Origin of the sequence: Bradyrhizobium sp. MOS002 (assembly GCF_003020115.1) — a bacterium.
Classification (GTDB): Bacteria; Pseudomonadota; Alphaproteobacteria; order Rhizobiales; family Xanthobacteraceae; genus Bradyrhizobium.
Genome location: NZ_PYFX01000018.1, coordinates 1 through 26250, shown reverse-complemented (window position 1 = coordinate 26250; position 26250 = coordinate 1). Strand labels below are relative to the sequence as shown.

General features: G+C 65.3%; 22 protein-coding genes. 9 read left to right on the top strand and 13 right to left on the bottom strand.

The window, feature by feature from the left end:
* Positions 1 to 18: 18 nt before the first annotated feature.
* From C7G41_RS30995 to C7G41_RS30985, 3 genes are all read right to left on the bottom strand, one after another.
* Positions 19 to 2295 carry a glycosyltransferase family 4 protein gene (locus C7G41_RS30995; protein ID WP_106946094.1) on the bottom strand — a complete coding sequence of 759 codons (2277 nt, stop codon included), beginning with the start codon at positions 2293 to 2295 and terminating at the stop codon, positions 19 to 21.
* Positions 2283 to 3089 (bottom strand): class I mannose-6-phosphate isomerase, encoded by an 807-nt coding sequence (locus C7G41_RS30990; protein ID WP_245446806.1) that lies wholly within the window; start codon positions 3087 to 3089, stop codon positions 2283 to 2285. Before C7G41_RS30990 ends, C7G41_RS30995 begins: the two co-directional genes overlap by 13 nt.
* 183 nt (positions 3090 to 3272) lie before the next feature.
* Positions 3273 to 3464 (bottom strand): hypothetical protein, encoded by a 192-nt coding sequence (locus tag C7G41_RS30985; protein ID WP_035974339.1) that lies wholly within the window; start codon positions 3462 to 3464, stop codon positions 3273 to 3275.
* Positions 3465 to 3880: 416 nt separating this feature from the next.
* Here C7G41_RS30985 and C7G41_RS30980 point away from each other — a divergent pair, with 416 nt between their 5' ends.
* Positions 3881 to 4180 (top strand): hypothetical protein, encoded by a 300-nt coding sequence (locus tag C7G41_RS30980; protein WP_146159834.1) that lies wholly within the window; start codon positions 3881 to 3883, stop codon positions 4178 to 4180.
* Positions 4181 to 4231: 51 nt separating this feature from the next.
* On the opposite strand, the gene C7G41_RS30975 is transcribed toward C7G41_RS30980, so the two are convergent.
* The 3 genes from C7G41_RS30975 to C7G41_RS30965 all read right to left on the bottom strand — a co-directional run bounded on the left by C7G41_RS30975 (position 4232) and on the right by C7G41_RS30965 (position 10921).
* Positions 4232 to 6817, bottom strand: a complete 2586-nt coding sequence (locus tag C7G41_RS30975) for an EAL domain-containing protein (protein ID WP_106946091.1) — start codon at positions 6815 to 6817, stop codon at positions 4232 to 4234.
* 152 nt (positions 6818 to 6969) lie between these two features.
* Positions 6970 to 8262: an MFS transporter gene (locus C7G41_RS30970; RefSeq protein WP_106946090.1), complete on the bottom strand. Its 1293-nt coding sequence runs from the start codon at positions 8260 to 8262 to the stop codon at positions 6970 to 6972.
* Positions 8263 to 8530: 268 nt separating this feature from the next.
* Entirely contained in the window at positions 8531 to 10921 is a 2391-nt protein-coding gene (locus tag C7G41_RS30965; RefSeq protein ID WP_106946089.1) for an EAL domain-containing protein, read from the bottom strand.
* A 316-nt stretch (positions 10922 to 11237) separates the two neighbouring features.
* On the opposite strand from C7G41_RS30965, the gene C7G41_RS30960 reads away from it, so the two are divergent.
* Entirely contained in the window at positions 11238 to 12404 is a 1167-nt protein-coding gene (locus C7G41_RS30960; RefSeq protein WP_106946088.1) for an ABC transporter substrate-binding protein, read from the top strand.
* 248 nt (positions 12405 to 12652) lie between these two features.
* Here C7G41_RS30960 and C7G41_RS30955 read toward each other — a convergent pair whose 3' ends face one another.
* Genes C7G41_RS30955 through C7G41_RS30945 form a run of 3 tightly spaced genes read right to left on the bottom strand, consistent with a single transcriptional unit; the run spans position 12653 to position 16547 of the window.
* Positions 12653 to 13630 carry a hydroxyacid dehydrogenase gene (locus tag C7G41_RS30955; RefSeq protein ID WP_106946087.1) on the bottom strand — a complete coding sequence of 326 codons (978 nt, stop codon included), beginning with the start codon at positions 13628 to 13630 and terminating at the stop codon, positions 12653 to 12655.
* Positions 13631 to 13642: 12 nt separating this feature from the next.
* On the bottom strand, positions 13643 to 15508 hold the full coding sequence (locus tag C7G41_RS30950) for a TRAP transporter large permease subunit (RefSeq protein WP_199198701.1): 1866 nt from the start codon (positions 15506 to 15508) through the stop codon (positions 13643 to 13645).
* Positions 15509 to 15515: 7 nt separating this feature from the next.
* Complete coding sequence (locus C7G41_RS30945) at positions 15516 to 16547, bottom strand: TRAP transporter substrate-binding protein (protein ID WP_106946085.1); 1032 nt, start codon at positions 16545 to 16547, stop codon at positions 15516 to 15518.
* Positions 16548 to 16643: 96 nt separating this feature from the next.
* Here C7G41_RS30945 and C7G41_RS37490 point away from each other — a divergent pair, with 96 nt between their 5' ends.
* A complete protein-coding gene (locus C7G41_RS37490) occupies positions 16644 to 16931 on the top strand; it encodes a hypothetical protein (protein ID WP_106946084.1) in 288 nt (95 codons plus the stop codon).
* Between the two features lie 43 nt (positions 16932 to 16974).
* Complete coding sequence (locus tag C7G41_RS30935) at positions 16975 to 18465, top strand: caspase family protein (protein ID WP_106946083.1); 1491 nt, start codon at positions 16975 to 16977, stop codon at positions 18463 to 18465.
* Here the strand turns inward: C7G41_RS30935 and C7G41_RS30930 are convergent.
* Both C7G41_RS30930 and C7G41_RS30925 read right to left on the bottom strand, forming a co-directional pair.
* Entirely contained in the window at positions 18459 to 19805 is a 1347-nt protein-coding gene (locus tag C7G41_RS30930; protein ID WP_106946082.1) for a cell wall metabolism sensor histidine kinase WalK, read from the bottom strand. The genes C7G41_RS30935 and C7G41_RS30930 overlap by 7 nt on opposite strands.
* 18 nt (positions 19806 to 19823) lie before the next feature.
* Positions 19824 to 20534 carry a response regulator gene (locus tag C7G41_RS30925; RefSeq protein ID WP_106946081.1) on the bottom strand — a complete coding sequence of 237 codons (711 nt, stop codon included), beginning with the start codon at positions 20532 to 20534 and terminating at the stop codon, positions 19824 to 19826.
* A 172-nt stretch (positions 20535 to 20706) separates the two neighbouring features.
* On the opposite strand from C7G41_RS30925, the gene C7G41_RS30920 reads away from it, so the two are divergent.
* The 4 genes from C7G41_RS30920 (at position 20707) to C7G41_RS30910 (ending at position 23501) form a co-directional block, all read left to right on the top strand.
* The gene (locus C7G41_RS30920; protein WP_106946080.1) at positions 20707 to 21036 is read left to right on the top strand and encodes a hypothetical protein; all 330 of its coding nucleotides are present in this window, start codon (positions 20707 to 20709) and stop codon (positions 21034 to 21036) included.
* Positions 21037 to 21127: 91 nt separating this feature from the next.
* The gene (locus tag C7G41_RS39105) at positions 21128 to 21409 is read left to right on the top strand and encodes a GCG_CRPN prefix-to-repeats domain-containing protein (protein WP_373681175.1); all 282 of its coding nucleotides are present in this window, start codon (positions 21128 to 21130) and stop codon (positions 21407 to 21409) included.
* A complete protein-coding gene (locus C7G41_RS30915) occupies positions 21403 to 21669 on the top strand; it encodes a hypothetical protein (protein WP_106946079.1) in 267 nt (88 codons plus the stop codon). Before C7G41_RS39105 ends, C7G41_RS30915 begins: the two co-directional genes overlap by 7 nt.
* Before the next feature lie 164 nt (positions 21670 to 21833).
* Positions 21834 to 23501, top strand: coding sequence for a SulP family inorganic anion transporter (locus tag C7G41_RS30910; RefSeq protein WP_106946148.1), 1668 nt, complete (start codon positions 21834 to 21836; stop codon positions 23499 to 23501).
* A 203-nt stretch (positions 23502 to 23704) separates the two neighbouring features.
* Here the strand turns inward: C7G41_RS30910 and C7G41_RS30900 are convergent, their stop codons facing one another.
* A complete protein-coding gene (locus C7G41_RS30900; RefSeq protein ID WP_106946147.1) occupies positions 23705 to 24067 on the bottom strand; it encodes a hypothetical protein in 363 nt (120 codons plus the stop codon).
* A 50-nt stretch (positions 24068 to 24117) separates the two neighbouring features.
* Complete coding sequence (locus C7G41_RS30895) at positions 24118 to 25542, bottom strand: FAD-binding oxidoreductase (protein WP_106946077.1); 1425 nt, start codon at positions 25540 to 25542, stop codon at positions 24118 to 24120.
* A gap of 87 nt (positions 25543 to 25629) precedes the next feature.
* Between C7G41_RS30895 and C7G41_RS30890 the strand changes: the two genes are divergently transcribed.
* On the top strand, positions 25630 to 26136 hold the full coding sequence (locus C7G41_RS30890; RefSeq protein WP_106946076.1) for a thioesterase family protein: 507 nt from the start codon (positions 25630 to 25632) through the stop codon (positions 26134 to 26136).
* The last annotated feature ends 114 nt before the right edge of the window (positions 26137 to 26250 follow it).

Genomic DNA, 26250 nt, shown 5'->3' with positions numbered 1-26250 from the left:
GAATCGTAATCCGCGCCGTCAAGCGACCAGCGGAGCAGGTTTGGCTCGGCTTTCGCTGAGGCGGGCAATCTGCCGAATCTCGGAAAGGCCAAGCAAATACGACACCACGGATTCCCCTCCCCGGTTCTCATTGGGACGGTCGGGGTGCAGGCCATCCCGGCAGCTTCCGGTTTCCAGATCGACCAGCGAGGCCGACAGATCGTTGCTGCCGAGAAACCACGCGAAGACCCGCGCGGCTTCGGCTTTCCACTCGACATCGTGATCGGCCCGCCAGGCGGCGAGGCATGCCGCGATGGTCGCGGCGGCCTCCAGCGGCTGCTGGTCGAAGGCTTGCGACGGTTGGCGTCGATCGCCAAACCCCGCCGTGCCGATCGGGCGGAATTGGCCCTTCGCCGAGGTTTGCCGTTTCACAAGCCAGCGCAGCGACTCAAGCCCGATATTGACATAGCGCGATGTCTTGCTGGCCAGGCCGGTGATGATCAGCGCCTGGGGCAAGCGCGCGTTATCGTAGGCCAGCCCGTCCTCGAACCAGACCCAATCGCCGGTTGCCACGGTGTCGAAGATCAAGATCAGCCGATCCGCAAGCACGGCACGCAGGCGGGTCGCCTGGACATCGTCCGGGATGGCCGAGCAGTAAGCATCGAGGCCTAGCAATACGAACGCCCACGCACGGGGCGAACGAAAATCTTCCACCGTCGCCATCGCTTCGGAAAACAGCGCCGCGGCCCATGAGCGCCGCGACGTGCTGGCATCGGTCAACGCGCACACGCCCAAGGCCCAGAGCGTGCGTCCGTGGCTATCCTCCGACCCCCTGTCCTCCAACCAGCAGCGGTTGAAGCCCATGAAATTGCGAAATCGTCGAGTATCCGGATTCCAGGCGTGCTGGACGAAGGCGGCAAATCGCGCCGTCAGGGCTTCCGGCAGCCGCTCTTCGCCCGGATTGTTGAGCGCACAGGCCACCAGCAGCGCCCGGGCGTTGTCGTCCACGCAATAGCCGTGGGCACGATCCGGCACGCTGTGAACGGCATGTTGAAACAGTCCCGTGTCGTCGCACATCGAGAGGAAGTGGCCGAGCTGCATTTCCGGCGGCGCTCGGCTGTCGCGCAGCAGCGTACCGGTATCCATGCGCGCAATGGTCTTGAGCCGATGTCGGCGACCGGCGTTCTCGAAGACCGACATATAGCGCTCGGCGGTTCTTTCCCACGTCATCGCGCGGCTGCTCGAATAGGCGCGCTTGCGCATCGCCTGCCGAAGCACGTCATTGGTGAGCAGCTTGGCGATTTCGACGCCAAGCGCTGCCGCATCGCCAAACGGAACCAGGATGCCGCGGCCATCGGCCAATAGTTCGCGAGCATGCCAATACGGGGTGGACACCACGGCTTTGCCGAGGCCAAAACTATAGGCCAGCGTGCCCGACGTCATCTGGGCCTCACTGAGGTACGGCGTCACGTAGACGTCGGACATCGAGATGAAATCGAGCAGTGTTTTCTTGTCGACGAACTGATCGAGGAATACGACGTGATCCTCGACGCCGGCCTGGCGCGCATGCGCCATCAGGGCCTCACGATAGGCTTCGCCTCGATCGCGCACGAGGTTGGGATGCGTCGCACCGAGCACGACGTAAACGGCGTCGGGGCGGGTCTTCAGAATCGAAGGCATCGCATCGATCATGACTTCGATACCCTTGTTCGGCGACAGCAATCCGAAGGTCAGGATGACCGACTTGTTGCTGAATCCGAGCGCAGCCTTGGCCGCGTCGGGCTCGACGAACGCAAATTCCGGGATGCCGTGCGGGATGATTTCGATCTTCTCGTCAGCCACGTGATAGACGGAGCGCAACAACTCCCGACCTTTTTCCGCCATCACGACGACCTTGGACGAGCACTCGACGATGCGCGCGATGACGTCGCGCTGAGCCTCTGTCGGCTCGGACAGGACCGTATGCAGGGTTGTCACGATCGGTATGGTCAGGCGCGACAGAAGCGCCATGATCTGACCTCCGGCTTCGCCGCCGAAAATGCCGAACTCGTGTTGCAGCGAAACGGCCTCGAAGCCGCCGCTGTTCAGATAGGCGGCCGCACGGACATAATCATCCTGCCGATCGTCGTTGATCTCCAGGCCCACGGTGGGAGGATAATCGTAGACCTGGCCGTGATCGGTCATCGCGACGATGACGGTCTCCAGATCACTCCGAGACGCCGCAATGGCGCTCTGCAAGTCGGTGGTGAAGGTCGCAATACCGCAGCGGCGGGGGAGCGAGTTTCCGATGAATGCGATACGATTTACGGCAGCCAATTTGGCGTCTCCGATTGTTTGAGCGCGGCAGTCTCGAAGGGAGGCGTGACCAGGGCGCCGGGAAAAGCGTGCGGTGCGCGACCGGCGCTCGCAGTGCTGCGCTCTATCAAAGCATCAGGGTTTATCTTCGGACCGGGATAGGCCAGTAGCGCTTTCAACCCGTTCGCACCGACCTCGATTTCCGCATGTTCGGCTTCCAGGAAGAACGCCTCCCCCGGCGCCAGCCTCGTCGAGCCAAGCTGGGCGTGGCCTTCGATCGCCAGCAGCCAGGTCTCTTTCGGTGCGTCGAGCATCCAAACGGAGCCCGGAGCAAGGTCGGTTTGCTCCAGCGCAAAATATGAATTGACCGTGAGGACCGTTCGCGCGCCGCTCAAACGTTCGGAAGGCACCTGGATCCTGCGTGGGCCCGCCGTCGCCACCGCGACGGCATTGTCGATGTGCAATTCGCGCTCTCGTCCATAGTCGAACAGCCTGAACGTGGCGTCGCTATGCTGCTGGATTTCGACGAGCACGATGCCAGCGCCGATCGCATGGATGGTTCCCGCAGGAATGAAGATGACGTCGCCTGGATGCACCGGCTGCCAATCCACGATATCGGCGATCGAGCCATCAGTGATCGCGGTTCGCAACTCGGCGGCGGAGCGCGGATGGTTCAGCCCCACCGCGACCCCGGCACCGGGGATCGCGGAGACGATGTACCAGGCTTCGGTCTTGCCGTTGGCAAGCCCGATCGAGCGCGCGAACGCATCATCCGGATGAACTTGAATCGACAGCGGCTCGGTGGTGAAGAGCATCTTGAGTAGCAACGTCGTCTTCGGCGCAGCAAGACCCGGGCGCTCGAACCACAATTCCCCGATCGGGCCGTCGCTCGTCGACGCCAGGCTCCAGGGCCGCAGATCAAGGCTGCCCCAGGGCTTCGGCTTGGTTCGCACGATGGCATGTTCGATCGTCAAACGGGCCCTCCAAAGGCTGTGCGATCAGTCGTTGACCGTTCGTGCCGGGCGCGGGCCGGTCCAGGGCGGAAGCGCATCCCATTCAGCCCTTCGCATGCGGCGCTCTTCATCGCCGACCTTGACGAAGACAAACGGAGCGTCGTCCTGCCCGGTCTTCGATCCCGTGAATGTGGCCGGAAGCCCGTTCGAATTTCGGATCGTTGCTGTGTTTGCCACGTAAACCTCCTGACGATCTGCGTGCGAGATCGCTGCTGCAGATCAATTGAAGATGGATTCCGATGCATGAAGGCCGACGCAGCCACCCGCAGCGGCGCCGGAGATGCCAATCAGTCCAGGAGATTTGCATTTTGGTATATCGGACATCCGACCGCCTGCGTGGTTGAGGCGGGAGCGCAATGCTCTCAGTCACCGATAACTGCCTAGGGCGGGCGGCGATCTCGAGCATATAGGAACGCTGTCGCCCAATAGCGAGACGAGCGCATCGATCCGGTGGGGTTTATTAGCTGTATCTTTGTGTTGGCATTGCTCTATGGTCACACGGCCTGACGTCTGAGTTGACGGGGCCAATGGCTCAATTCCAATCCTGGCCGGCTGATCCCCCTTTCAGAAGGGTTTTCGGCTATCGGAGTCGCATGGTTTCAACGGATCATTTCCGGCAAGAGATTCGATCCCGGCTCGAATTGGCGAATGCGCAAGGCCGGCCGAACCTGACCATCGAATGTGGTGAGCTTTACCGGTCGATGAGCCAGCTGCCCACGTTCAATCGATGGATGATCTTCTGCTGCAACGCGATGCGCGCGGAAATGGCCTTGACCGATCATTTGATTTTCGATGACCGGAACGAAAGCCTGCTGACCGTTCACTATGCATTGCCGCGTCCATGCAGACCAAAAAATCAACCCAGCCACGATCCAAGCAGCGCGTTTCGTTGATTTCGATCGCTAACCGGTCGTCGTGCTGTGGCGGCTTCGAGAGTAGGCGCCCTACGCCGACCGCTTCACTGCAATCGCGTCGGCCGGTGCAATGTCGAGACGAGCCAGCATCGCCCGCGCCTGCTCGGCGCAGTGCTCGATCAGCCAGCGCTCGAAAGCTACGGGCGCGAGCGCGGGCGCGTAAAGGAACCCTTGCACGACGTCGCAGCCGAGTTCGGCCAGCACCTTGCGCTGCGCCTCGGTCTCGACCCCTTCACCGACGACGGTCATGCCGAGGCCCTGCCCGACGCGCACCACGGCGGTGGCGATCGCGAGCGCGCCGGCGTCACGCTCGATGTCGCGCATGAAGCTGCGGTCGATCTTCAGCTCGCGGATCGGCAGATGGGCGAGCCGGCTGAGGCTGGAATAGCCGGTGCCGAAATCGTCTACGGAAAGTCCGACGCCGAGCTCCCGGATCGCATTCATCGTCTCGAGCGCGGCGACGCTGTCCTGCATGAACGCGCCCTCGGTGATCTCGAGCATGAGCGCATCCGCCGGCAGATCGTATTCGGCGAGGATGCCCTTGAGCCGCGCGGCCAGCGTGACGTTGCGGAAATTGATCGGCGACAGGTTCACCGACACGGATGGAATGTCGAGCCCCGCGCGGCGCCAGCTCGCCATCTGCCGGCAGGCTTCGCGCACCGACCACAGGCCGATCTGCTCGATCAGGCCGCACTCTTCGGCAAGCGGGATGAATTTTGCCGGCGAGACGTCGCCGAGTTCGGCATCGTGCCAGCGCGCCAGCGCCTCGACGCCATGGATCGCGCCGTCGCAGCTGCGGATCTGCGGCTGATAGCGGAGGGTCAGCTCGCCTTCGGCGATGGCGCGGCGCAGCGCCGCAATCAAGGCCAGCCGCTGCTCAGTGTGCCCGTTCATCTCGGCGCTGAACAGGCGATGGGTCGAGCGGCCGGCCTGCTTGGCCATGTACATGGCCGCGTCCGCCTGCTGCATCAAGGTGTCGATGTCGGTGGCATGATCGGGATAGAGACTGACGCCGATGCTCGCCGACATCTGCAGCTGCCTGGAGCCGAGCCGCAGCGGCGCGGCCAGCGCTTCGGTGATTCCGGCCGCGACCCGCTCGGCACCCTCGGCGTTGCGTTGCGGCAGCAGGATCACGAACTCGTCGCCGCCGAGGCGCCCCAGCATGTCCTCGGGTCCGATCTGCTCGCGCAGGCGCTGCGCGAGCTGGATCAGGAGCTCGTCGCCGGCGGCATGACCGAGCGTGTCGTTGACGTCCTTGAAATGATCGACGTCGAGGAACGCCAGCGCGACGTGGCTGCCGGTCGGGCAGGCATCGATGGCGGTGGTGATCAGGCGCCGCAATTGCGCGCGGTTCGGCAGGCCGGTGAGGATATCGTGATAGGCGAGCCGCGCGATCTCGGCGCGCGCCTCCTTGCGCTCGATCGCGAAGGCGCCGAGATTGACGCAGGCCTCGACGATGCGGCGGTGCCAGTTGCTCGGTGCGCGCGGCTCCCGGTAGTAGAAGGCGAAGGTGGCGATGACCCGTCCGTCCTTGGCCTTGACCGGCGTCGACCAGCATGCGCGCAGGCCAATCGCGAGCGGCATCGCCTTGTAGGGCTGCCAGCGCGGATCGGTCTCCAGATCGGTCGCCAGCACCGGCTCGCCATAGAAGGCCGCGGTTCCGCACGAGCCGACATTGGGGCCGATGGCAACGCCGTCCAGTGCGCGGGAATAGTCTTCGGGCAGGCTTGGACCGCCGAGCGGATGGATCAGGCCCGCGGCATCGACGTGAAGCAGCGAACAGACGACGTCGGGCGCGATCTGCTCGACACGGCGGCACAGCCGGTCGGCGATCTCGCCGATCGGAACCTCGTCGGCGAGCGCGCCCATGATGAGCTGCTGCAGCGATCGCAGCTGCTTGGTCTCGGTGATATCCTCAAGCAGCGCGAAGAAGTGTTTGACCTGGCCCTTCTTGTCGCGGAAGGCATCGATGCGGGCGCAGACCCAGATCTCCTCGCCGTCCTTGTCATAGGCGAGCATCTCGACCTCGCCGCGGTGGCCACCATCCATCAGGCGCTTGACGAGCTTCGCAACGGCCTTGCGATCGGTGTGGCGGCCGGCGAGCAGGCCCCTGGCACGGCGGCCCTCGGCTTCCTCGCTGGTGTAGCCGAACAGCGTCGTGAAGGCGGCATTGACGTAGACGATGTTCTGGTCGGTATCGGTGATGAGCACCGCGCGGTTGGTCTGGTCGGAGACGGCGTGGAGAAGCCCGATTCTGACGCGGCGATCGGCGTCCGCGGTGACGTCGCGCGCAAACACGATGCGATGGGTCACGCCGCCACTTGCAATGGAAGAAAGCGAGATGGCCGCCCGGATGCGGCTGCCGTCGCGTCGCACGAGGCTGATCTCGTCGCGAAATTCAGCAACCGGATCGGCCTGAAGGCATTTGAGGGTGAGAATTTCGGCGTCGTGGCCGAGCACATCCGCGCGTGCGAGATTCCAAATCCGCTCCGCACCGGCATTGAAATGCGTGATGCGATGCGCGCTATCGACGATGACAATGCCTTCGTCGGCGCGTTCGAGCGCGGCCAACAGCACTTCCGGAGTTTCTGTCATGGCACAATCGGAGGCGGACATCGTTGGACCCGGAGGCATCGGGAAGATATGGCAATCGAGGCTAGCGCCGCGATAGTGTCCAAGACGTTTTTGCAATCCCGTCGCACCGCGCCAAGACGCGACATGATTAAAATTCCGCAAACGAAGCGAAGGTAATTCGGTGCGTACGGAACCTATTCAGCGCCGGTTCCCGCCTGAAGCTTGCCGGCGACGGCGCGCACCTTGCGCGGCGCGGCTTGCCAGATTGAGAGCGCCGACAATCCGCTCACGATGATGCCAACGCCAAAGGCGAGCGTGTAGTCGCCGACCCGATCGTAAAGCAAGCCGGTGATCCAGGGACCGGCGGCCCCGCCGGCCAATGCCGCCAGCATGATCGTGCCGAAAATGCTGCCCTGGTGCCTGCCCTGAAAAATCTCGAACACCACCGCGCCCATGATCGAGGTCAGGCCGTAGCCGAGCGCGCCTTGCGTGAACACCATGAGGTAGACCAGCCACAATGATGGCTGGAATTTCAGTGCCATCAGCGCCGCGAAAGACATCGCAAAACCCGCGCAGCTGATCGCCCACACCCATTCCCGCCCGATCCGGTCGGAGACATGGCCGAGCAGGATCTGGCCGGGAATGCCGAGCAGGCTGACTATGCCGAGCGCCCACACCGCGACACCCGGGCTGAAGCCGATGTCGAGCAGGAATTTGGTCTGATGCACCTGCACCGCGTACCAAATGTACAGGCCGCAGAAATAACCGAGCGCAATCCACCAGAACCGCGTCGTGGCGACCGCTTTCCGGAGTGTCCATTCGGTCCCGGCCCAGACCGGATCGACAATGTTGGAGGCGGGTTTTGCGGCGCCTGCGGCCGGCGCGGCATCGCCGTCAGGCCGCAGGCCGATATCCTCGGGGCGTCGATGCAGGAACAGATTGATCGGCGCCAGCACGATCAGGACCATCAGGCCCATCGCAGTGCAGGCGGTGCGCCAGCCGGTGCCTTCGATCATGTGCTGCACCCATGGCAACAGCGTCACCGAGCCGATGCCGACCCCGGCGAAGGCGATGCCGATGGCGAGGCCGCGCGTGCGGATGAACCAGTTCGGCAGGAACAGCGACTGCCCGGAATAGCCGAGACACACCGAACCGGCACCGACCATGACACCGATGGTGACATAGAGATGCCAGGGCTGGCTCGTGAGCGGCGCAAGCAGCAGCCCGCCGCCCATCAGAACCACGCCGAGCTCCATCACCGCGCGCGGGCCGGCGCGGTCCATCAGCCTGCCGATCAGCGGGCTGACCATGCCCGATACGACGAAGCCGAAGGAAAAGGCGCCCGCGGTGACGCCGCGCTCCCAGCCGAATTCGGAGATGATCGGAGGAAAGAAGAGGGAGAAGGCGGTGCGCGCGTTGACGCCGATGGCCATGGTGACGAAGGTCACCGCGACCACGACCCAGCCGTAGAAGAACGGAAGCCGCATTGTGTGTTTCATCCCTGGACGGTCCTTCCGACCATCCGGGACTGCCCGGGTCAAGCGCTTTTCGTGCATGCCCCATTGAGTAACGTGATCGCATCAGAAGGCGTACCGGCAAACACCTCGCCTGCGGCCCATCCTTCGAGACGCCCGCTCGGGCGGGCTCCTCAGGATGAGGACGGAGTATTTGGCGGCAATTCAACAGGCCGCGATGCCGCTTAGCCTCATCCTGCGGAGACCGCGAAGCGGTCGTCTCGAAGGACGAGACGCGCGCTCAGGCCGCGTCGCGTTGCGACGGTTTGACGGGGACGTCGAACAGGATCCGTTCGATGGGTTGCGGGCGGCCGAACAGATAGCCCTGCGCGAAATTGACGCCGAGCGCCTTCAGCCGTTCGTATTCCTCGCGGGTCTCGACGCCTTCGGCGGTGACCGACATGTCCAGCCCGCGCGCCAGCGTCACGATCGAGGAGATGATGGCGGAGCTGCGCGGCTGATGCGTGAGGTTGCGGATGAACGACTTGTCGATCTTGATCTTGTCGAACGGGAACGCGGTCAGATAGCTGAGCGACGAATAGCCGGTGCCGAAATCGTCGAGCGCGAGCGCGATGCCGATGCTCTTCAGCCGCTCCATGAAGGCATGGTTCTCGACGCCACGTTCCAGTAGCACGGATTCCGTGATCTCGATCTCCAGCCGCTGGGGCGGCAGCCCGGAATCCGCGAGCGCCGCGCTGATCATCTCGAACAGCTCGGCCTCCTTGAACTGGATCGGCGACAGGTTGACGGCGACCGCGAGGTCGGACGGCCAGCCTGTCGCGTCCGCGCAGGCGCGTCGCAGCACGAACTCGCCGAGCGGCACGATCAGCCCGGTCTCCTCCGCAAGCGGAATGAACTGGTCCGGCGCAATCAAGCCGCGCGTCGGATGCCGCCAGCGCACCAACGCCTCGAAGCCGCGCCGCGCGCCGCTGAGGGCGTCGACGAACGGCTGGTAATGCACCTCGAGCTGGCACCGCGCGATGGCGTCGCGCAAATCGCCTTCCAGCGTGCTGCGCGCCTCGAGCTCGGCCGACATCGCCTTGTCGTAGATGGTGAAGCAGTTGCGGCCCGACGATTTCGAGCGGTAGAGCGCAAGGTCGGCCTTCTTCAGCAGCTGCTCCTGATCGGTGCCGTGATCGGGCGCGATCGCAATGCCGATGCTGGTGCCGATCTCGACCCGGTGTCCGGGAAGAAGAAACGGCTCGGCCACGAGCTTGGCGATCCGCCCCGCCAGTTCGGTCGAGCAGGCGCGCTGATCCTCGCAAGCTTCCTGGATGATGGCGAATTCGTCGCCGCCGAGCCGGGCCAGCACGTCGCTGACGCGCACCGCGGATTTCAGCCGCTGGGCGACCTGACGCAGCAGCGCATCGCCGGCAGCGTGACCGAGCGAGTCGTTGACGTTCTTGAAGCGGTCGAGGTCGAGCATCAGGATCGAGAAGGTCGGACCGCCGTCCTTCAAACGGCCATTGAGCTCGTCGAGCCGGGCGAGGAAGAAGGCGCGGTTCGGCAATCCGGTCAGGATGTCGGTCTGGGCGAGTTCGAGCACCCGCCGGTTCGCCAGCGACAGCCGCTGAGAATTGCGGCTTGCGAGCATGAGATAGGTCGAAAGCGACAGCGTCAGCAGCATGCCGACGATCAGCACGGCGCCCGCGCGATCGTAAGTCGTCTCCAGCGGACCGCCGGCAGCCGGCACCGCCCGCACCTGCCAATCCATGTCGCCGATCCTGAGATTGCCCGACCAGTGCAGGGTGCGCGCGACGTCCCGCATCGACTGCGGCGCCGTGGCGGCCGACGAATAATCCGGCAGCATGTCCTCCAGGCCGACCATCTGCCCCGGGACCGGCGGATAGACGTTCACACTGACCGCGGGGCTTGCCCCAGTGGTCACGCGAATGGACTGGATCAGCAGCGGCAGGTCGAAGACGCCGACGACGAAGCCGGCGAGATTGCGGCGCCGGTCCACGACCATGTCGCGCGACGTTCCCTTGGCGTAGACGGGAATGGCGACGAGAACGTCGGGCAGCCGGCCGCCCTCCTTGGGCTCGTAGAGGCGGGTGCGAATGGCCGCGACCCGGTCGTTGTCGCGCGCGCGCTCGAGGACCGCACGGCGCTCCGGAACGGTCGCGTAGTCCATGCCGTAGACCGGAGATGTCTTCGGCTGGGTCGAGTAGAGCACCGGAAAATATTCGTCGCTCTGCGGCGCGGTCGCGAACGCATCGCCCTGGAGTGACTTGATGCGATAGCCGGACACGCCGTCCGTGATCGCCGCGGCCTCGTATTCGGCGCGCTCCTTGCGGTTCACGCGCGGCACCCAGGAGATGCGCAGCATGCCGGGATGGCGCTCGAACAGGCGGGCGCTGAAGGTCTCGAATTCGCTGCGGGTGATCTCCTGGTTGGTCGATTCGAACAGCGTGCGCAGCGCGATGAGCCTGGAGATGTACTCGCTCATGCCGTTCTGCATGACGATCACTTCGGTCTCGGCCGCCTTCTCGAACTCGATCTTGTTGACGCGGCCTTCCCATCGCGCCACGGCAGCCGCGCCCGCGACCGAAAACAGAAGACCGACGCCGACCGCGACGAGCGCAGGACGATAGAGCCCGAGCAGCGGCGCGGCACGCCACCATCCGGTCATACGCCTCCGATCCTGATCGTTCTGACCCCGACCGCCCATTCCAAAAACCGCCGTCCCCTCTCCCGGTCAACCGAACCTCTGGTTGAGCCGCCGGAGCCACTATCGGAACAGGACCGCGGTTAAGAACTGCACAATTTCAGAACCCGGCTGTTCCGCATTACCCGCCTTAGTTAATGAAATGCAGGAGAATGCGGACTTTGTCGAAATAAGTTGCCGGTTTTCCCCGGTGTAGTACGGAGCCGCCGATACATCGCCGATTCATCCTGCGGAGATAGCTTTCCCGAAACTACTCCGCGCACCGGCAAGACTTTTCCTGATGTATCGATCTCGATCTGCGACATGCATCGTCATGACCGTCGTCCTCCTGGCAGCAACCATGCTCCCAGCGAAAGGTGACGAGATCGGCGTCAGCGAGGATACGATCCTGTTTGGCCAGGCCGCCGCGCTCGAGGGCGCTTCCTCCGCACTCGGACAGCGGATGCGGCAGGGCATCGTCGCAGCCTTCACCGAGATCAACGCCAAGGGCGGCGTCCACGGCCGCAAGCTCCAGCTCATCAGCCGCGACGACGGCTACGATCCCGACCGCTCGGTGGCGCAGACGGTGCGGCTGATCGAGGACGACAAGGTGTTCGCGCTGATCGGTGCGGTGGGCACGCCGACCGCGGTGGCGACGATACCAATCACCAGCGCCAGGAACGTGCCCTTTATCGGTCCGTTCAGCGGCGCCGAATTCTTGCGCGACCTCCAGCTTGCGAACGTGGTCAACATCCGTGCGAGCTATGGCGCCGAGGCCGAGGCGTGGGTCAAGCACCTCACGGAAGATCGCCATTTCACCCGCATCGCCATTTTCTACCAGGACGATTCCTTCGGGCGCGACGGTCTTTCCGGCGTGAAACGCGCGCTTGCCAGGCGCGGGCTCGAACTCGCCGCCGAAGGCACCTTCGAGCGCAACACCCGCGCGGTCGCCTCGGCCTGGCGCACGATCAAGCGCGTCGAACCCGAGGCGATCGTCATGGTCGGGACCTACGGTCCCTGCGCGGAGTTCATCAAGCTCGCGCATCGCAGCGGCGCTCATCCGACCTTCGTCAACATCTCCTTCGTCGGCGCCAATGCGCTCGCCCGGGAGCTTGGTCCCGAGGGCGAAGGCGTCATCGTCTCGCAGGTCGTGCCGTTTCCCTGGGACCGATCGCTCAAACTGGTCGCCGACTACCAGGCGGCGCAGACGGCCTTCGACCCGGCCCTGACGCCGGACTTCGTTTCACTCGAAGGCTACCTCTCCGGCCGCCTCGCGGCCGCGGCGCTGGAACAAGCCGGACCGCAACCGACGCGCGCGAGCCTGCTGCGCGCCATCAACGATGTCGGCCGCTTCGACATCAGCGGCAGCACCGTCACGGTCGGCGTGCGCATGATCGACGCGCCGCCGCGGGTGTTTTTGACAGTGATCCAGAAGGACGGGACGTTCAAAGCGGTGGACCGGCTTTAGAGCGGATTTGACGAGACTCGACTGAGCGCTTCGAAGGAGATGCGTTCCCTCCCCCCTTGTGGGGGAGGGCTAGGGAGGGGGGTAGCCCAGCAAAAGGCGTCTCCGTTGTAGACTAGGCGCATCGGTGAGTCTGCTCGATGGAGAGAGTCCCCGAGTCGGCCCCCCTCCCTGCCCCTCCCCCACAAGGGGGGAGGGAACGGAAAAAGCGTGCGTCTAATTCGACCTCAACAGATCACGCTCGCGGTCGTTCACGGCCGACGTGTCCAGCGGTCGGCGTTGACGGCGCCTTGCGGGGCCTCGCCTTTGACGATCGCTTCGACCTGGCGCACGGTTTCCAGCGACTGATATTCGATCGCCTGCGGCGTCAGGCCGCCGACATGGGGGGTCGCGATGACGTTGGAAAGCTTCGCAAGCTCCGGACTTGGCATCTGGTCGGGCGCGCGGCCGACATCCATCGCGGCACCGGCGATACGATTCTCGAGCAGCGCCTTGGCCAACGCCGCTTCGTCGACGAGGTTGCCGCGCGAGAGATTGATGAAGACGGCATGCCTCTGCATGCGCGCCAGCGCCGCCTCGCCGATCAGATTTTCGGTCTGCTCGTTGGCGACGGCAAGGCAGACGACATAGTCGGACGCGGCGAGGAGCTCGTCGAGGCTGACCTGCCGGATGGCGCTGTCGCTCACGGTCGCAAAGGGATCTGCGACCAGCACCTCCATGCGCATCACCTTGGCGATGTCGGCGAGGTAACGCCCGATGCTGCCATAGCCGATGATGCCGATCCTGCTGCCGGCGAGCTGACGTCCCATCCGAGCTTCCGGCTTGCGGCCGGCCTGGTAGTCGGCCGTCGCCCGGGATACGCCTCGGGAGAGATCGACCATGAAGCCGAGCGCGAGCTCGGCAACGGCTTGCACGAAGCCAGGTCCGGCGCGGGTCACGAGCACGCCGGCGTTCGAGGCGGCCTCGACGTCGACGTTGCGGATGTCGACGGCGCAGCGGACGAAGGCGCGCAGGCGCGGCAGTTGCGCAAAGATCTCGCCGCGTCCCTCGGTCATGCGATCGGCCACGATGATGTCGACATCTTGCGCAGCGCGCACGAGGCTGGCTGAGACCAGCGTCTCATCGCTCTCGTGCAGGATCACCTCGGCGGTCGCGCGCAAACCGTTCAGGCTGCGATCGCCGTAGTAATTGCGGCGCATCTCCGGCGTGTGGGCCAGCAGGACTTTCACGGCAACACTCCCTCAATAGCCGAACGCACGCGGCAATGCCGTGCTGAGCCACGGCACGAACGCGATCACGAGCAGGCAAAGGAACAACAGGCCGAGATAGCCCATGATCGGCTTCACGGTCTGCTCGATCGGCACATTGCCGATCAGGCAGGCGCCGTAGAGCCCGAGCCCGAGCGGCGGCGCGAACAGGCCGATGCCCATCGCGATCACGAGCACGACGCCGAAATGCAGGGGATCGATACCGAGCTGCACAGCCACCGGCAGCAGCAACGGCCCGAAGATGATCAGCGCGGCCGCGCCCTCCAGCACCGAGCCCATCACGATCAGCACGCCAATCGCGAGCAGGATGAACAGCCAGGTGCCGCTGGTCTTGGACAATCCCAGCATGAAATCGCCGACCGCATGCGGCACCTGCTGCAAGGTCAGCGTGAACGCCAGCGACTGCGCCGCCGCGACGATGAACAGCACGAGCCCCGCGCGCGTTGCGCCCTGGACGAAGCTGTGCGCGGCCGATGTGAAGCTGAGCTCGCGAAACACGACACTGCCGACGATGAGCGCGTAGGCCACGGCAAAGGCGGAAATTTCTGTCGCCGTGGCAAAGCCGCTCTTGAAGCCGAAGAAGATCATGAAGATCAGGCCGAACGAGGCGATCGCGCCGCTCCACAGACCCGACACCGGAATCTGCGGCTCGATGTTCTCGGCATCAGCTGGAGTTTCAGCTGGAGTCTTGCCGAAGATGATGGAGACGGCGATCAGGACTAGCGCCATCAGCGCGGCCGGCAACAGCCCTGCGACGAACAGGCCGCCGATCGACAAATTCGCGACGAAACCCAGGATGATCAGGTTGATGCAGGGCGGAATGGTTTCCGCCATCACGGCGGAGGCCGCGAGCAGCGCCACCGCGCCGCCCGGATTCTGCTTGGAGCGGCGCGCCGCCGGGATCAGCACGGAGCCGACGGCAGCGACGTCGGCCATCTTCGAACCGGAGATGCCGGAGAACAGCACCATCGAGGCCACCATCACGACGTTCAAGCCGCCGCGCATACGGCCGACCCCGCGCTGCAACAGCTCAATCAGGCGCACCGACATGCCGTTGGCTTCCATGAGGTAGCCGACGAGGATGAAGAAGGGAATCGCGAGCAACACGAAATTGTCGATGCCGCGCGCCATCTGCTGGGCGAAGATCACGCCGGGCAGCGCGCCCTCGACCCAGATGAAAATCAGCGCGGCCAGCGCCAGCGCAAAGCCGATCGGCAAGCCGCCGACCAGCGTCGCGAAGAAGCCGATCAGCATCAGCGTGCCCGCCGACGGCACCGTGGCGGGCGACAGATAATCCCATGCGAGATAGAGGCCTGTCACGACGGCGACCGCAACGAGGCCTCTGACGATGTCGGGGAGCGGCCTGGCGCAGAGCTGGTCGATCGCGAACACCGTCATGAACAGCGCGCCAACGCCCATCGGGTAGAAGGTCAGCTCCAGCGGCAGACCCGATCCGGTGGTCTGACCCGCCGTCAGCGAGCCGAGCTTGATGGCATTGTAGGCGACATAGGCCGAGATCAGCACCACGAGCAGCGCGCTGGCCGCGTCGACCAGCGCGCGCAGCCGTACCGGAGCCAGGTCGCGGAAGAAGGAGACGCCGACATTCTCGCCGCGCGCGAGCGCACTCGCCGCGCCGAAGAAGGCCGAGCCGACCATCAGGCCGCGCGCGACGTCGTCGGACCACTCCACCGGCGCGTTGAAGCAGAAGCGCAGCAGCACGGAACCGCAGACGACGACGAGATCCGCGGCCAGCAGGAAGGCCGCGATCGCGTCGCTGACGCGAAGCAGCAGGGCGATGCTCCCGTGGCGGCCGCCCGAGAGAGATACGGCAGCTGTCATTGCCACGTCAGGCCTGCGTGGCGCGGATGATGTCGATGACGGCCTTGGAGTCCGGCCGCGCCTTGATGAAGTTCTCGTGCTGCGGCGCGACGCGCTTTTTGAACGCCTCGCGGTCGCATTCGGCGACCGTCACGCCCTTTTCGGTCAAAGCCGACAGCGCCTCCTTCTCGACCGCGAGCCCGTGGGTGCGCGTGTCGGCCGCGGCCTTTTTCGCGGCATCGAGGAAGCCCTCGCGCAGCTTCGGATCCATGCGGTTGTAGGTCATGTCGCTGAAATAGATCGCGAGCGGCGAGAAATTGTGCTGCGTCAGCGCATAGAATTTGGCGGTTTCGAAGAACTTGCTGGCCAGGATGGTCGGCGGATCGTGCTCCAGCCCGTCCAGCACGCCGGCCTGCAATGCCGTGTAGATTTCGCCGAACGCCAGCGGCGTCGCGGCGGCGCCCATCAGGCGCAGGCATTCCGTGATGACCGGATTTGGCAGCGTGCGGATCTTGAGACCGGCGAGATCTTCCGGCGTCTTCACGGGCTTCCGCGCCAGTACGCTGCGCGAGCCGAAATTATAGGCCCAGGCGATGATGCGGATGTTGCTACCCTTGAGCAGCGCGTCCTCGATCGGCTTGGCGGCTCCGGCGTCGAACGCCTTGGTTTGCTGCGGGAAGCTCGAGAACAGAAAGCCGAGATCAAAGGTGCCGACCAGCGGCACCAGATTGGCCGAGATCGACGAGCCCGACACCATGAGGTCGATGACGCCAAGCTTCACGGAGTTGATAACATCGATTTCCTGACCCAATTGGTTGTCGGGAAAGAACGCGACCTCGACCTGCTCACCGAGGCCGTTCGCCTTCAGGTTCTTGACGAGATTGTCGTAATAGACGCGGCCGTTGGCGAATTTGGGGTCGTTCGGCAGCGAGGAGGAGCATTTCAGCTTCAGCGTCGCGGCTTCGGCACGGCCGATGAGTGCGGGGGAGAACACGAGGCCGGCGGCAAGTCCCGTCGACGACTTGATGAACGCGCGACGGTTCACGGGCACGATGGGCATGGTGCGGTCTCTCCCCGATTATTGTTTTTCGCGCCGCGGACGTTGCCGCAGCCCGTTGCGCGGACTGTATGGCCAAAGCGACGGCGCAGGCAAGGCTTGCGGCCGGTCGTCGCAAAGCGGCGCGTCGCGAAGATCGAGGGCATCAGCGCGCGGCGAAACAGCCATGTTTCTTGCGGGATTCTCGCTCAGATCGGCATGGGGCCGATGCGCGAGAAGATGCTTTCGCGCAGCATTGGGGATCAATCCAATTGGCGCATGGATCAATGCGCAATTCACATGGATTGCGCCAGAACTATGCTGCACCACCTCTGGCAGACCCCCTGCCCCATTTTGCCGCAGCTCAACGTGATCCAGTGCACAGACAGACGCATGGCGACCACCTAGAAAAGGTGACATCATCGCGCGCATTGCCGATGGAGGTGACACCATGCGCCGTCCAGTTCTTCGCAATTTGTTTCTTGCATCCGGTCTTCTAGCGCTCACGCAATTGACGATGCCGACGGAGGCCGCGGCCGAAGCGCGGCTCGCGCTCGTGATCGGTCAATCGGCCTATCGCACCGTGCCGGAACTTCCCAACGCAGCCAACGACGCCAAGGGCATGACGGAGCTGCTCGGCAATGCAGGCTTCACCGTCACCACGGCATCCAATCTGGCGCAGAACGACATGCGTCAGGCGATCTCGGATTTCGCCGGCAAGGTCAGCGCCAGCGGCGCCGACACCGTCGCACTGGTGTTCTATGCCGGCCACGGCCTCCAGATCGACGGCGAGAACTATCTGGTTCCGGTCGATCTCGATCCCAAGCGCGAGGCCGACATCCCGCTGCAGGGCGTGCGGCTGAACGATTTGCTCAACACGCTCGGCGCGTTGCCGACGCGGGCGCGCATCTTCATGCTCGATGCCTGCCGCAACAATCCTTTCCCCGCGCTCAGCGGCACCGGCCACGGGCTTGCGATCGTCGACACCAAGGCGGGCGCGCAGGGCACCTTCATTTCCTATTCGACCTCGCCCGGCGCGGAGGCCGAGGACGGCACCGGCATCGACAGCCCCTACACCACCGCAGCTTTGACCGTCGCCAAGCAGCCCAATCTGCCGATCGAGGAAGTCTTCAAGCGCATTCGCGTCGCCGTGGCGCAATCGACCGACGGACGCCAGATCCCCTGGGAAAGCTCGTCGCTGACGACCGACTTCAAGTTCTTCGGCGGCGATAGCAGCAGCGCTCAGACCGCGCTTCCTGGCGCATCCTCCATGGCACTCGCGAGCGGCACGCGCAGCCTCGAGGACTGGCGCAAGGATTTGCAGGGCAAGCCGGCCATGGTCGCCTATGAGATCGTGATTACCGACGACACCGTGCCGGCGTATCAGGCTTACATAGAGTTGTACGCTCAGGACACCCGTACGCCGCGGCTTCGCACGGTGCTGGAGCGCCGGCGCCAGATGCTGGCCTGGGAGCGCGCCACCGCGATCAACACCCGCGCCTCGTTCGAGGCTTATCTGGCGAACTGGGACAACAGCGATCTGGCTGCGACCGCACGCAGGCTGCTGCTCCGCGTGCAGAACCGCAACTATGCCTTGCCTGCCGCGGTCGCGGCCGCTCCCGCCCCGGTCGCCGTTGCGATGGCGCCAACCTGCCCGTGCTCGACGCCGTCGACACCGGCCACACCGGTCAGGCCAATCGTTGCTCCGGTCATCAAGAAGCGCGTCGACGACACGCCGCCGAAGCGCAAAGTGGTCGACACGCCACCCAGGCAGCGCCGGCCGCCGCCTGATGAAGTGATCTACGAGCGCGCGCCGCCCCCCGGCCCGCCGCCGGAAGCCGTCGGTGTCGGAATAGGCATCGGAATTGGCATGGGCATGGGCGGCCGAGGCGGCAACTACGGCGGCCCGGGACGCGGCGACGGCTATCGCAGCCGTTACTGAGACCGCTCGCGTGGCAGCCGGACGCGGACACGCGTGCCGCCACCGGGACGATCCTCGATGGCGACCGTGCCGCCGTTGCTTTCGACAACTTGCCTCACGATTGTGAGTCCCAATCCTGCGCCGCCGCTGTCGCGGCTGCGCGAGGTCTCCCGCCGATAGAATGGATCGAAGACGCGGGTGCGTTCGTCGACCGGGATTCCCGGCCCGCGGTCCTCGACCAGGAGTTCGATCACACCGGTCTCGGCATGCAAGGAGATGTCCGCGGCGCCGCCATAGAGGATGGCGTTGTTGACCAGATTGGCAACGACCCGAGCCATGCCCGCAGCCGAGCCGCGGATGAGGAGAGCCGGATCTTCGCAGGTGAGCGTCACCGCTGCGCAGGCGCCCCTGCGCGCTTCGTACTCGGTCCGCGCGACACGAGCTAGATCGACGGTCTCCGCTGACGGGCCCGCGAACGAGGCGCGGACAAAGGCGAGCGCATCATCCATCAGCGATTGCATGTCGTCCAGATCGGCGGTTGCCTTGTCCCGCTGCACGCTTTCGGGCAGCAGCTCGAGACGTAGCCGCAGCCGCGTGACATAGGTGCGCAGATCATGGCTGATCGCGCCGAGCACGAGGGTGCGGCTGCGCAGCAGTTCGGCGATGTTCGCCTGCATGGCGTTGACGGCGCGGATCAGCGCCCGGACGTCGGGAGCACCCCGCTCGCTGACCGGCATGGTCTCCATGGCAGCGCCGAAGCGCTCGATGGCGACGGTCAACTCGGACAGCGGCCTGGTCTCGTGGCGGACCGCGAGCAAGGCCGCCAAAGCGACCACGAAGCCGAGAATTCCGGCCAGCAGGCCGACAGGAATGCCGAGCAGGCGAAGGCTGAGCTCGCCTGCGGTCTCGATCACCAGATAGCCGCCGCCAGCAAGTTCAATGACGGCTTGCAGGCGCGAGGTGACGAGATCACGCAAGCGGGCCACCTGCTGGCCGTCCCTGACGTTGACGAAGGACAATGCGACCAGCCGCTCCGCCGGCACACCGCTCAGCGCGCGCAGCCGTTGCTCCGCGCTGCCCAGGAAACGGCCATGCAACGGGTTCGGCGGCACGTCCTGACGCACGACCGGCTTGAATCGCGCCGTCGTGGCCGCGCGCAGCACCAGGTCACGATCGTCGCGCGGGACCCTGTCGATCGCCTCCGCCAAGGCCGCGACCTGCGCGAACAAAGCGGTAAATCCGGACGGCTCGCCGCGGCCGCGCTGCTCCACGAAATAGATGGCGACCGACAGCAACTGCACGAGAATGATGGCGCCGACGACGATAAGGCCGAGGCGGGCGGCAATGTGAAGCCTGCTCATCCCGCACAGGCTCCGTGCTCAGAGCGAGCGGACGTCAGCACTGAAGAGATAGCCGCCATTGCGCACGGTCCTGATCGAGAGCTCAGCCTTGGGATCCGCGGCGACGAGCTTGCGGCGCAGCCGGCTGACCGACACGTCGATGACGCGGTCGAACGGATCCGCGGTCCGGCCGCGCGTCCAGTCGAGCAACTGGTCGCGTGACAGCACCCGTTTGGGCCGTTCGAGGAAACATGCCAGCAGATCAAACTCCGCTGACGTCAACTCGACGATGCAGTCCTGGTCGTTGGTCAGGCTGCGCCCGTCGAGATCGGCCACCAGCCTGCCGAAAGCAATGCGCCGCGACGGCTGCATCTGCAGCGGGCCGTCCACACGCCGCAAAACGGCCTTGATGCGCGCCAGTAATTCCCGGGGATTGAAGGGCTTCGGCAGATAATCGTCGGCGCCGAGCTCCAGGCCGATGATGCGGTCGACATCGTCGGCCTTGGCCGTCAGCATCAGGATCGGCGTGCGGCCCTTGCTGCGCAGGCGCCGGCAGATCGACAGTCCGTCCTCGCCGGGCAGCATGATGTCAAGCACGATGAGATCCGGGCATGCCTGCGTCAGCGCCCGGTCCATCGCCGCGCCGCTCTCGACGCAAACCGGCGCATAGCCCTCCCGCGCCAGCAGGTCCGCCAGGAGCGCGCGGATCTCGCGGTCGTCCTCCACGATCATGATCGTCCGAGTGTCCATCGCGGCCTCTATCGAGCAACCCGCCGGCGGGAATGTGGCGAGCCCATCACTCGTTACAAAACGTTACATATCCGGCCTCGCCGGCAACATCACGGCAAAAGATCGAGGCGAGATTGGCCCCCATGCGGCGACCGGTCTCGTTCCGGAGCGTCCTCGCAAACGGGAGTATCCGATGAAACCCATTCTGGCTTCGCTATCACTCGCAACGGTGCTGGCCCTCACGAGCGCCTCCGATGCAAACGCCTGGGTTCGCAGCAGCAGCGTCACGACTTGGCGCGGCACCTACTACGGCAGCGCCAGCGGCGGATGCGCCGGCGGTACCTGCTCGCGTTCGGCTTCGGTGACGGGGCCCTATGGCGGCACGATCGCACGCGGCGGCAGCATCACGCGCGTGGGTCCGCATGCATTCGACTACACGCGCACCACCACGGGGCCAAACGGCAATAGCGTGACGCGCAGCGGCACGGTCGTGACCCATCCCTATTACGGATACCGGTACTGACCGTCGCGCCGCGCGACCGTGGAAATCCGGCCCAGGGTCAGAACAGTGGCGCGGACTGCCTTCTCTCCAACCTGAAACATGGATATCTCGAATGCGACGATTGACGATCTTGGCGTCGGCCGCGGCAGCCGCACTGGCCGCAGGTTCGGCCGCGCTAGCCTTCACCCCCAGCCCTCACCCCGCCATGTCCGACGGGCCCACCGAAGTCAGCGGCGGCTGCGGGCCCGGCTGGCACCTGACCGCCAACGGCCTGTGCCGGCGGAACATCATGCCTTATGCCCATCCACCCTATGCCTATGCGGCGCCTCCCTATCCGGGGGCCTGTTGGTGGACCAGCACGCCATTCGGCGCGCGGAGGGTCTGCGCATGGTGAGACCTGTACAGCTGCGGGAGCTGCGACGCGCGATCGCGGCCATCATCGCCGCGTTGGTCGCGGTATCGTCCGCGGGCGCCGCGTCCGCCGAGCAACCGCGACAGGAGGTACGCCAAGCGTGCACCGCGGACATGCGCGCGCTGTGCTCCGGCATCATGCCGGGAGGCGGCCGCGTCAAGCAGTGCATGATCGAGCATTTCAACCAGCTGTCGGATGGCTGCAAGAGCGCGCTGAAACAGGCGCAGGCGTCGAAGCCATAGGGCGCAGTCTCGCGAGAGTGCGCGTGGGGCTCGCAGACGCGATAAGTGCCTGCGAGCCCTGCGGTGTCGCACGATATACAGGCGAGGCCGGCAACCGCATGTTTGCCGACGACCGGCAGCTGTGGTCTGGTCGGCCAACGGAACGCTTCGGGGATTCGCTGCTGATGGCGCAGGACGCTCACACCGCAACATCATGGCCGCTATTCCGCTCGCTCGCTTCCTACTCGCTGCCGGGCGACCTGATGGCGGGGCTGACGCTGGCGGCAATCGCGATTCCCGAGCAGATGGCCACGGCGCGGCTCGGGGGCTTCGCGCCGCAGATCGGCTTCTTCGCCTTCATGGCAGGGTCGCTCGGCTTTGCGATGCTCGGCGGCAACCGCTTCCTGTCCTGCGGCGCCGATTCCACGATCACGCCGATCTTCGCCGGCGGACTGGCGGCGTTGGCCGTCGCCGGCTCGCCTGAGTATCAGGGGCTCGCGATCGCGCTGGCGCTGATGGTCGGCGCAATGATGCTGGCCGGCGGCGCCTTTCGCCTCGGCGGCATCGCCAATCTCTTGTCGGTGCCCGTCATGGTCGGCTTCCTCGCCGGCATCTCCGTCCACATCATCGTATCGCAATTGCCGGGCGTGCTGGGTCTGGAATCGCCGGGCGGACCGACGCTCGATCGCATCGGTGTGCTCGCAAGCGAGCTCGGCCGCAGCAATCCCTTCACGCTGTGCATCGGCTTCGGTGTGCTGGCCGTGGTCTTTCTCTCCGAGAAGGTCAGCGCAAAAATTCCCGGCGCGCTGATCGGGCTCGTCGCAGCGACCCTGGCCACGATCGCCCTCGGCCTCGAGAGCAAGGGCGTCAATGTCGTAGGCCTCGTGCCGGGCACGCTGCCGCGGCCGACCTTCCCCGAGCTTGCGCCGGAGCAATGGGTCCGCCTCGTGCCGCTCGCCTTTGTCATCACCGTCGTGGTGATGGTGCAGACCGCGGCGACGACGCGCTCGTTCCCGTCGGATCCCGACAAGCCGGCCGATGTCGATCGCGATTTCCTCGGCGCGGGCGCCGGCAGCGTGCTGTCGGGCCTGTTCGGCGCGTTTCCGGTCAATGCCAGCCCGCCGCGGACGGGCATTGTCGCCGAGACCGGCGGACAATCGCAGCTCGCGGGCCTCGCCGCGGGGACAATCGTGCTGGCGCTGCTCGCGTTTGGAACGGGGTTGCTGCAGCACGTTCCGGACGCAGCCCTCGGCGGCATCCTGCTGTTCGTCGCGCTGCGCATCATCCGCGTGAAGCAGATCGTCACGATCTATCGCCAATCCCCGAGCGAATTCCTGCTGATCGCCGCCACCGCCGCGCTGATCATCGTGCTGCCGATCCAGCAGGGTGCATTCCTCGGCATCGTGCTGTCGCTGCTGCACGGCATCTGGAGCACGACGCGCGCACGGCTGGTCGAGTTCGAGCGCGTGCCGGGCACCACGATCTGGTGGCCGGCGCATCCGCACATCGCCGGCGAGCGCATCGCCGGCGTCGCCGTGATCGGGCTGCAGGCGCCGCTGTCGTTCCTCAACGCGCCCGGCTTTCGCAGCGACGTGACCAAGGTGCTCGGCGCGACGCCCCCGCAGTTGCTGGTGCTGGAGGCGAGCGGCATGGTCGAGATCGACTTCACCGCCGCGCAGATCCTGCTCGACATGTTCAGGGCGTGCAGCGAACAGGGCGTCACGGTCGCATTGGCCCGGCTGGAATCGGTGCGCGCGCAGGACGCGTTCGAGCGGTTCAAACTGTTCGAGGCGCTGCCCCAGGAGCACGTCTTCCACAGCGTCGACGAGGCCGTGCGCAAGCTGGCGACATAGAGTCATGCGGGTTTTGAGTTGAACCGACATGCCGCGGTCTCGGTGCACCTCGCCCGCTTGCGGGAGAGGTCGGCGCGTCCCGGGCGATGCGAAGCATCGTCCCGCGCACCGGGTGAGGGTTCTTTCCTCTAGGGGATTGCCCCGTTGCGGAGATACCCTCTCCCCAGCCCTCCCCCGCAAGCGGGGGAGGGAGCGAACCGCCTTCACTGCGCCAATGTCGGGTGATCGCGCTGGATCGTTTCGCGGATCCAGCTGGCATGGATCGCGCGAAACAGGATCTGCGCCGTCTTGAGGTCGTTCGCTGTCATGCAGAGATCGACGATGCGACGGACTGCGTCATCGCGCATCAGTCCATCCAAGATCTTCATCGCGATTTCCATTGCGACCTTGGCCGCGCGCTCGTAGCGCTCGCTGTCGCGCTTATCGTTGCGCGCGGACCCTGCCGCACTCGCCGCAGCGGCCTCACAGATCGCACGGATGCGCTCGGCGGCCTCGATGTCGCCGAGCGGCCGTTCGATCGCTTCGTCCCAGATGTCCTGGCGCGTCTTGCGCGCGAACCACTGCATTGCCTGCTCCGTGGTGAGGGAGCGAGCATAAACGGCGGCCACGCCGCGCGCTACGCCTCCGGTACGATCTTCCCGGGATTGAAGATGTTCTGCGGATCGAGCGCCTTTTTCAGCGCCCGCATCGCGTCGATCGCCTCGGGGCCGAGTTCCGCCTTGAGGTATTTCTGCTTGCCCTGGCCGATGCCGTGCTCGCCGGTGCAGGTGCCGTCCATCGCCTGCGCGCGCTCGACCAGCCGATGCATGAACTCCTCGCCGCGCGCCATCTCGTCGGCATCGTTGGTGTCGCAGACCAGCGAGCAGTGGAAATTGCCGTCGCCGACATGACCGACGATCGGCGACAACAGGTTGAGGCGCTTGCGATCTTCCTCGGTCTCGCTGACGCATTCGGCAAGCCGCGAGATCGGCACGCAGACGTCGGTCGCGACCACGCCGATGCTATCACCGGGCCGCAGCGCCTTCACCGACCAATAAGCGTCGTGCCGCGCCTGCCACAGTTTTGTGCGATCTTCCGGCTTGGTGGTCCAGGAGAAATCGCCGCCGCCGCAGTCCTTTGCGATCTCGCCGAAGGCCTTGGACTGCTCGGCGACCTCGATCTCGCTGCCGTGGAATTCCATCAGCAGGAGCGGCGTTTCCGGCAGCGTCAGCTTCGAATAGGCGTTGCAGGCCCGCACCTGCGCAGCGTTGAGCAGTTCGATGCGCGCCACGGGAATGCCGGTCTGGATCGCCAGGATCACGGCCTGACACGCCCCATGCACGGTCTCGAACGACACCGCGCCGGCCGCGATCGTATCGGGGATGCCGCGCAGGCGGATGGTCAGTTCCGAGATGATGCCGAGCGTGCCCTCGGCGCCGACGAACAGATGCGTCAGGTCGTAGCCGGCGGATGATTTCTTCGCACGCGTGCCGGTCGTGATGATCTCGCCGTCGCCGCGGACCACTTTCAGCGCCAGCACACTGTCACGCATGGTGCCGTAGCGCACCGCGTTGGTGCCGGAGGCGCGGGTCGAGGCCATGCCACCGAGGGAGGCGTCCGCGCCGGGGTCGATCGGGAAGAACAGGCCCTGGTCGCGCAGATGCTCGTTGAGCGCCTTGCGGGTGACCCCGGGCTGGATCACGCAGTCGAGATCCTCGGAATGCACCGCGAGCACCTTGTTCATGTCGCGCAGGTCGATGCAGATGCCGCCCGCGGGTGCGTTGACCTGGCCCTCGAGCGAGGTGCCGGTGCCGAAGGCGATGACGGGCACGCCGTTTTTCGCGCAGATCCGCACCACGTCCTGGATGTCGGCGGTCTCCTGCGCCATCACCACGCCGTCCGGCGGCTGGTTGACGATCCATGTGGTGGTATGGCCGTGCTGCTCGCGGACGGCCTGCGAGGTGATGAGGCGGTTGCCGAACCGCGCGGCAAGCTGCTCCAGCGCGCTCGCGAGGGCTTTCGGCGCCGGCCGCGGCGGATTATTGGTGATGGTCGTACCCACGGATAGTCCTCCCGACGAGACGAACCGTGGCAAAGGACATCTCACCGGTCAAGTCAAGCGACCGGGCGCATAGCTGGGGAAGGATACATGCCGGACACTGCCGCCACAGCGACCAACGCCGTGCCATTCAGCGCCTCGATCATGCAGATCGAGCCGCAATGGATCGACTACAACGGCCACCTCAACATGGCCTATTACAACGTGATGTTCGACCGCGCGGTCGACCAGATGTGGCTGACGCTCGGGATCGGGCCGGGCTACATGAAGGAGCGGGGCGGCTCGACCTTCACCGCCGAATGCCACGTGCGGTATTTGCGCGAAATCCACCTCGGCGATCCCGTGCAGGTCTCGGTCTGGCTGCTGGAGGCCGACGACAGGCGCCTCCACACGTTCCAGGAGCTGCGACACGCCACCGAGGGGTGGGTGTCCGCCACGTCGGAGAACATGTCGCTGCATATCGACATGGGCTCACGAAAGGTGGCGGCTTTTCCGCCAGACATAAGCGAGCGCATCGCGGCGGTGGTCAAAGCTCATAGCGTCGTGCCGCGGCCCGAGGGGATCGGTCGGAACGTGGCGATGCCCTCGAAGCGGTAACGGCTTTAACTCCTCATCCTGAGAGCCTGACTCAAAAAGCGTAGACGTCTTCAAGGTCTGGCCAAGCGGCGAGTTAAGAGCCTCAGATGGGCAGCGAGTAGCCAGGCGAGCTCG

What these genes read in the sequence shown, in the direction of transcription:
- C7G41_RS30920 (WP_106946080.1), top strand. Translation starts at nt 20,707, where the DNA reads ATGAAACCCATTCTGGCTTCGCTATCACTCGCAACGGTGCTGGCCCTC.
- C7G41_RS39105 (WP_373681175.1), top strand. Translation starts at nt 21,128, where the DNA reads ATGCGACGATTGACGATCTTGGCGTCGGCCGCGGCAGCCGCACTGGCC.
- C7G41_RS30960 (WP_106946088.1), top strand. Translation starts at nt 11,238, where the DNA reads ATGTATCGATCTCGATCTGCGACATGCATCGTCATGACCGTCGTCCTC.
- C7G41_RS30910 (WP_106946148.1), top strand. Translation starts at nt 21,834, where the DNA reads ATGGCGCAGGACGCTCACACCGCAACATCATGGCCGCTATTCCGCTCG.
- C7G41_RS30990 (WP_245446806.1), bottom strand. Translation starts at nt 3,089, where the DNA reads ATGCTCTTCACCACCGAGCCGCTGTCGATTCAAGTTCATCCGGATGAT.
- C7G41_RS30900 (WP_106946147.1), bottom strand. Translation starts at nt 24,067, where the DNA reads ATGCAGTGGTTCGCGCGCAAGACGCGCCAGGACATCTGGGACGAAGCG.
- C7G41_RS30890 (WP_106946076.1), top strand. Translation starts at nt 25,630, where the DNA reads ATGCCGGACACTGCCGCCACAGCGACCAACGCCGTGCCATTCAGCGCC.
- C7G41_RS30980 (WP_146159834.1), top strand. Translation starts at nt 3,881, where the DNA reads ATGGTTTCAACGGATCATTTCCGGCAAGAGATTCGATCCCGGCTCGAA.
- C7G41_RS30945 (WP_106946085.1), bottom strand. Translation starts at nt 16,547, where the DNA reads ATGCCCATCGTGCCCGTGAACCGTCGCGCGTTCATCAAGTCGTCGACG.
- C7G41_RS30970 (WP_106946090.1), bottom strand. Translation starts at nt 8,262, where the DNA reads ATGCGGCTTCCGTTCTTCTACGGCTGGGTCGTGGTCGCGGTGACCTTC.
- C7G41_RS30975 (WP_106946091.1), bottom strand. Translation starts at nt 6,817, where the DNA reads ATGTCCGCCTCCGATTGTGCCATGACAGAAACTCCGGAAGTGCTGTTG.
- C7G41_RS30915 (WP_106946079.1), top strand. Translation starts at nt 21,403, where the DNA reads ATGGTGAGACCTGTACAGCTGCGGGAGCTGCGACGCGCGATCGCGGCC.
- C7G41_RS30965 (WP_106946089.1), bottom strand. Translation starts at nt 10,921, where the DNA reads ATGACCGGATGGTGGCGTGCCGCGCCGCTGCTCGGGCTCTATCGTCCT.
- C7G41_RS30925 (WP_106946081.1), bottom strand. Translation starts at nt 20,534, where the DNA reads ATGGACACTCGGACGATCATGATCGTGGAGGACGACCGCGAGATCCGC.
- C7G41_RS30950 (WP_199198701.1), bottom strand. Translation starts at nt 15,508, where the DNA reads ATGACAGCTGCCGTATCTCTCTCGGGCGGCCGCCACGGGAGCATCGCC.
- C7G41_RS30935 (WP_106946083.1), top strand. Translation starts at nt 16,975, where the DNA reads ATGCGCCGTCCAGTTCTTCGCAATTTGTTTCTTGCATCCGGTCTTCTA.
- C7G41_RS30930 (WP_106946082.1), bottom strand. Translation starts at nt 19,805, where the DNA reads ATGAGCAGGCTTCACATTGCCGCCCGCCTCGGCCTTATCGTCGTCGGC.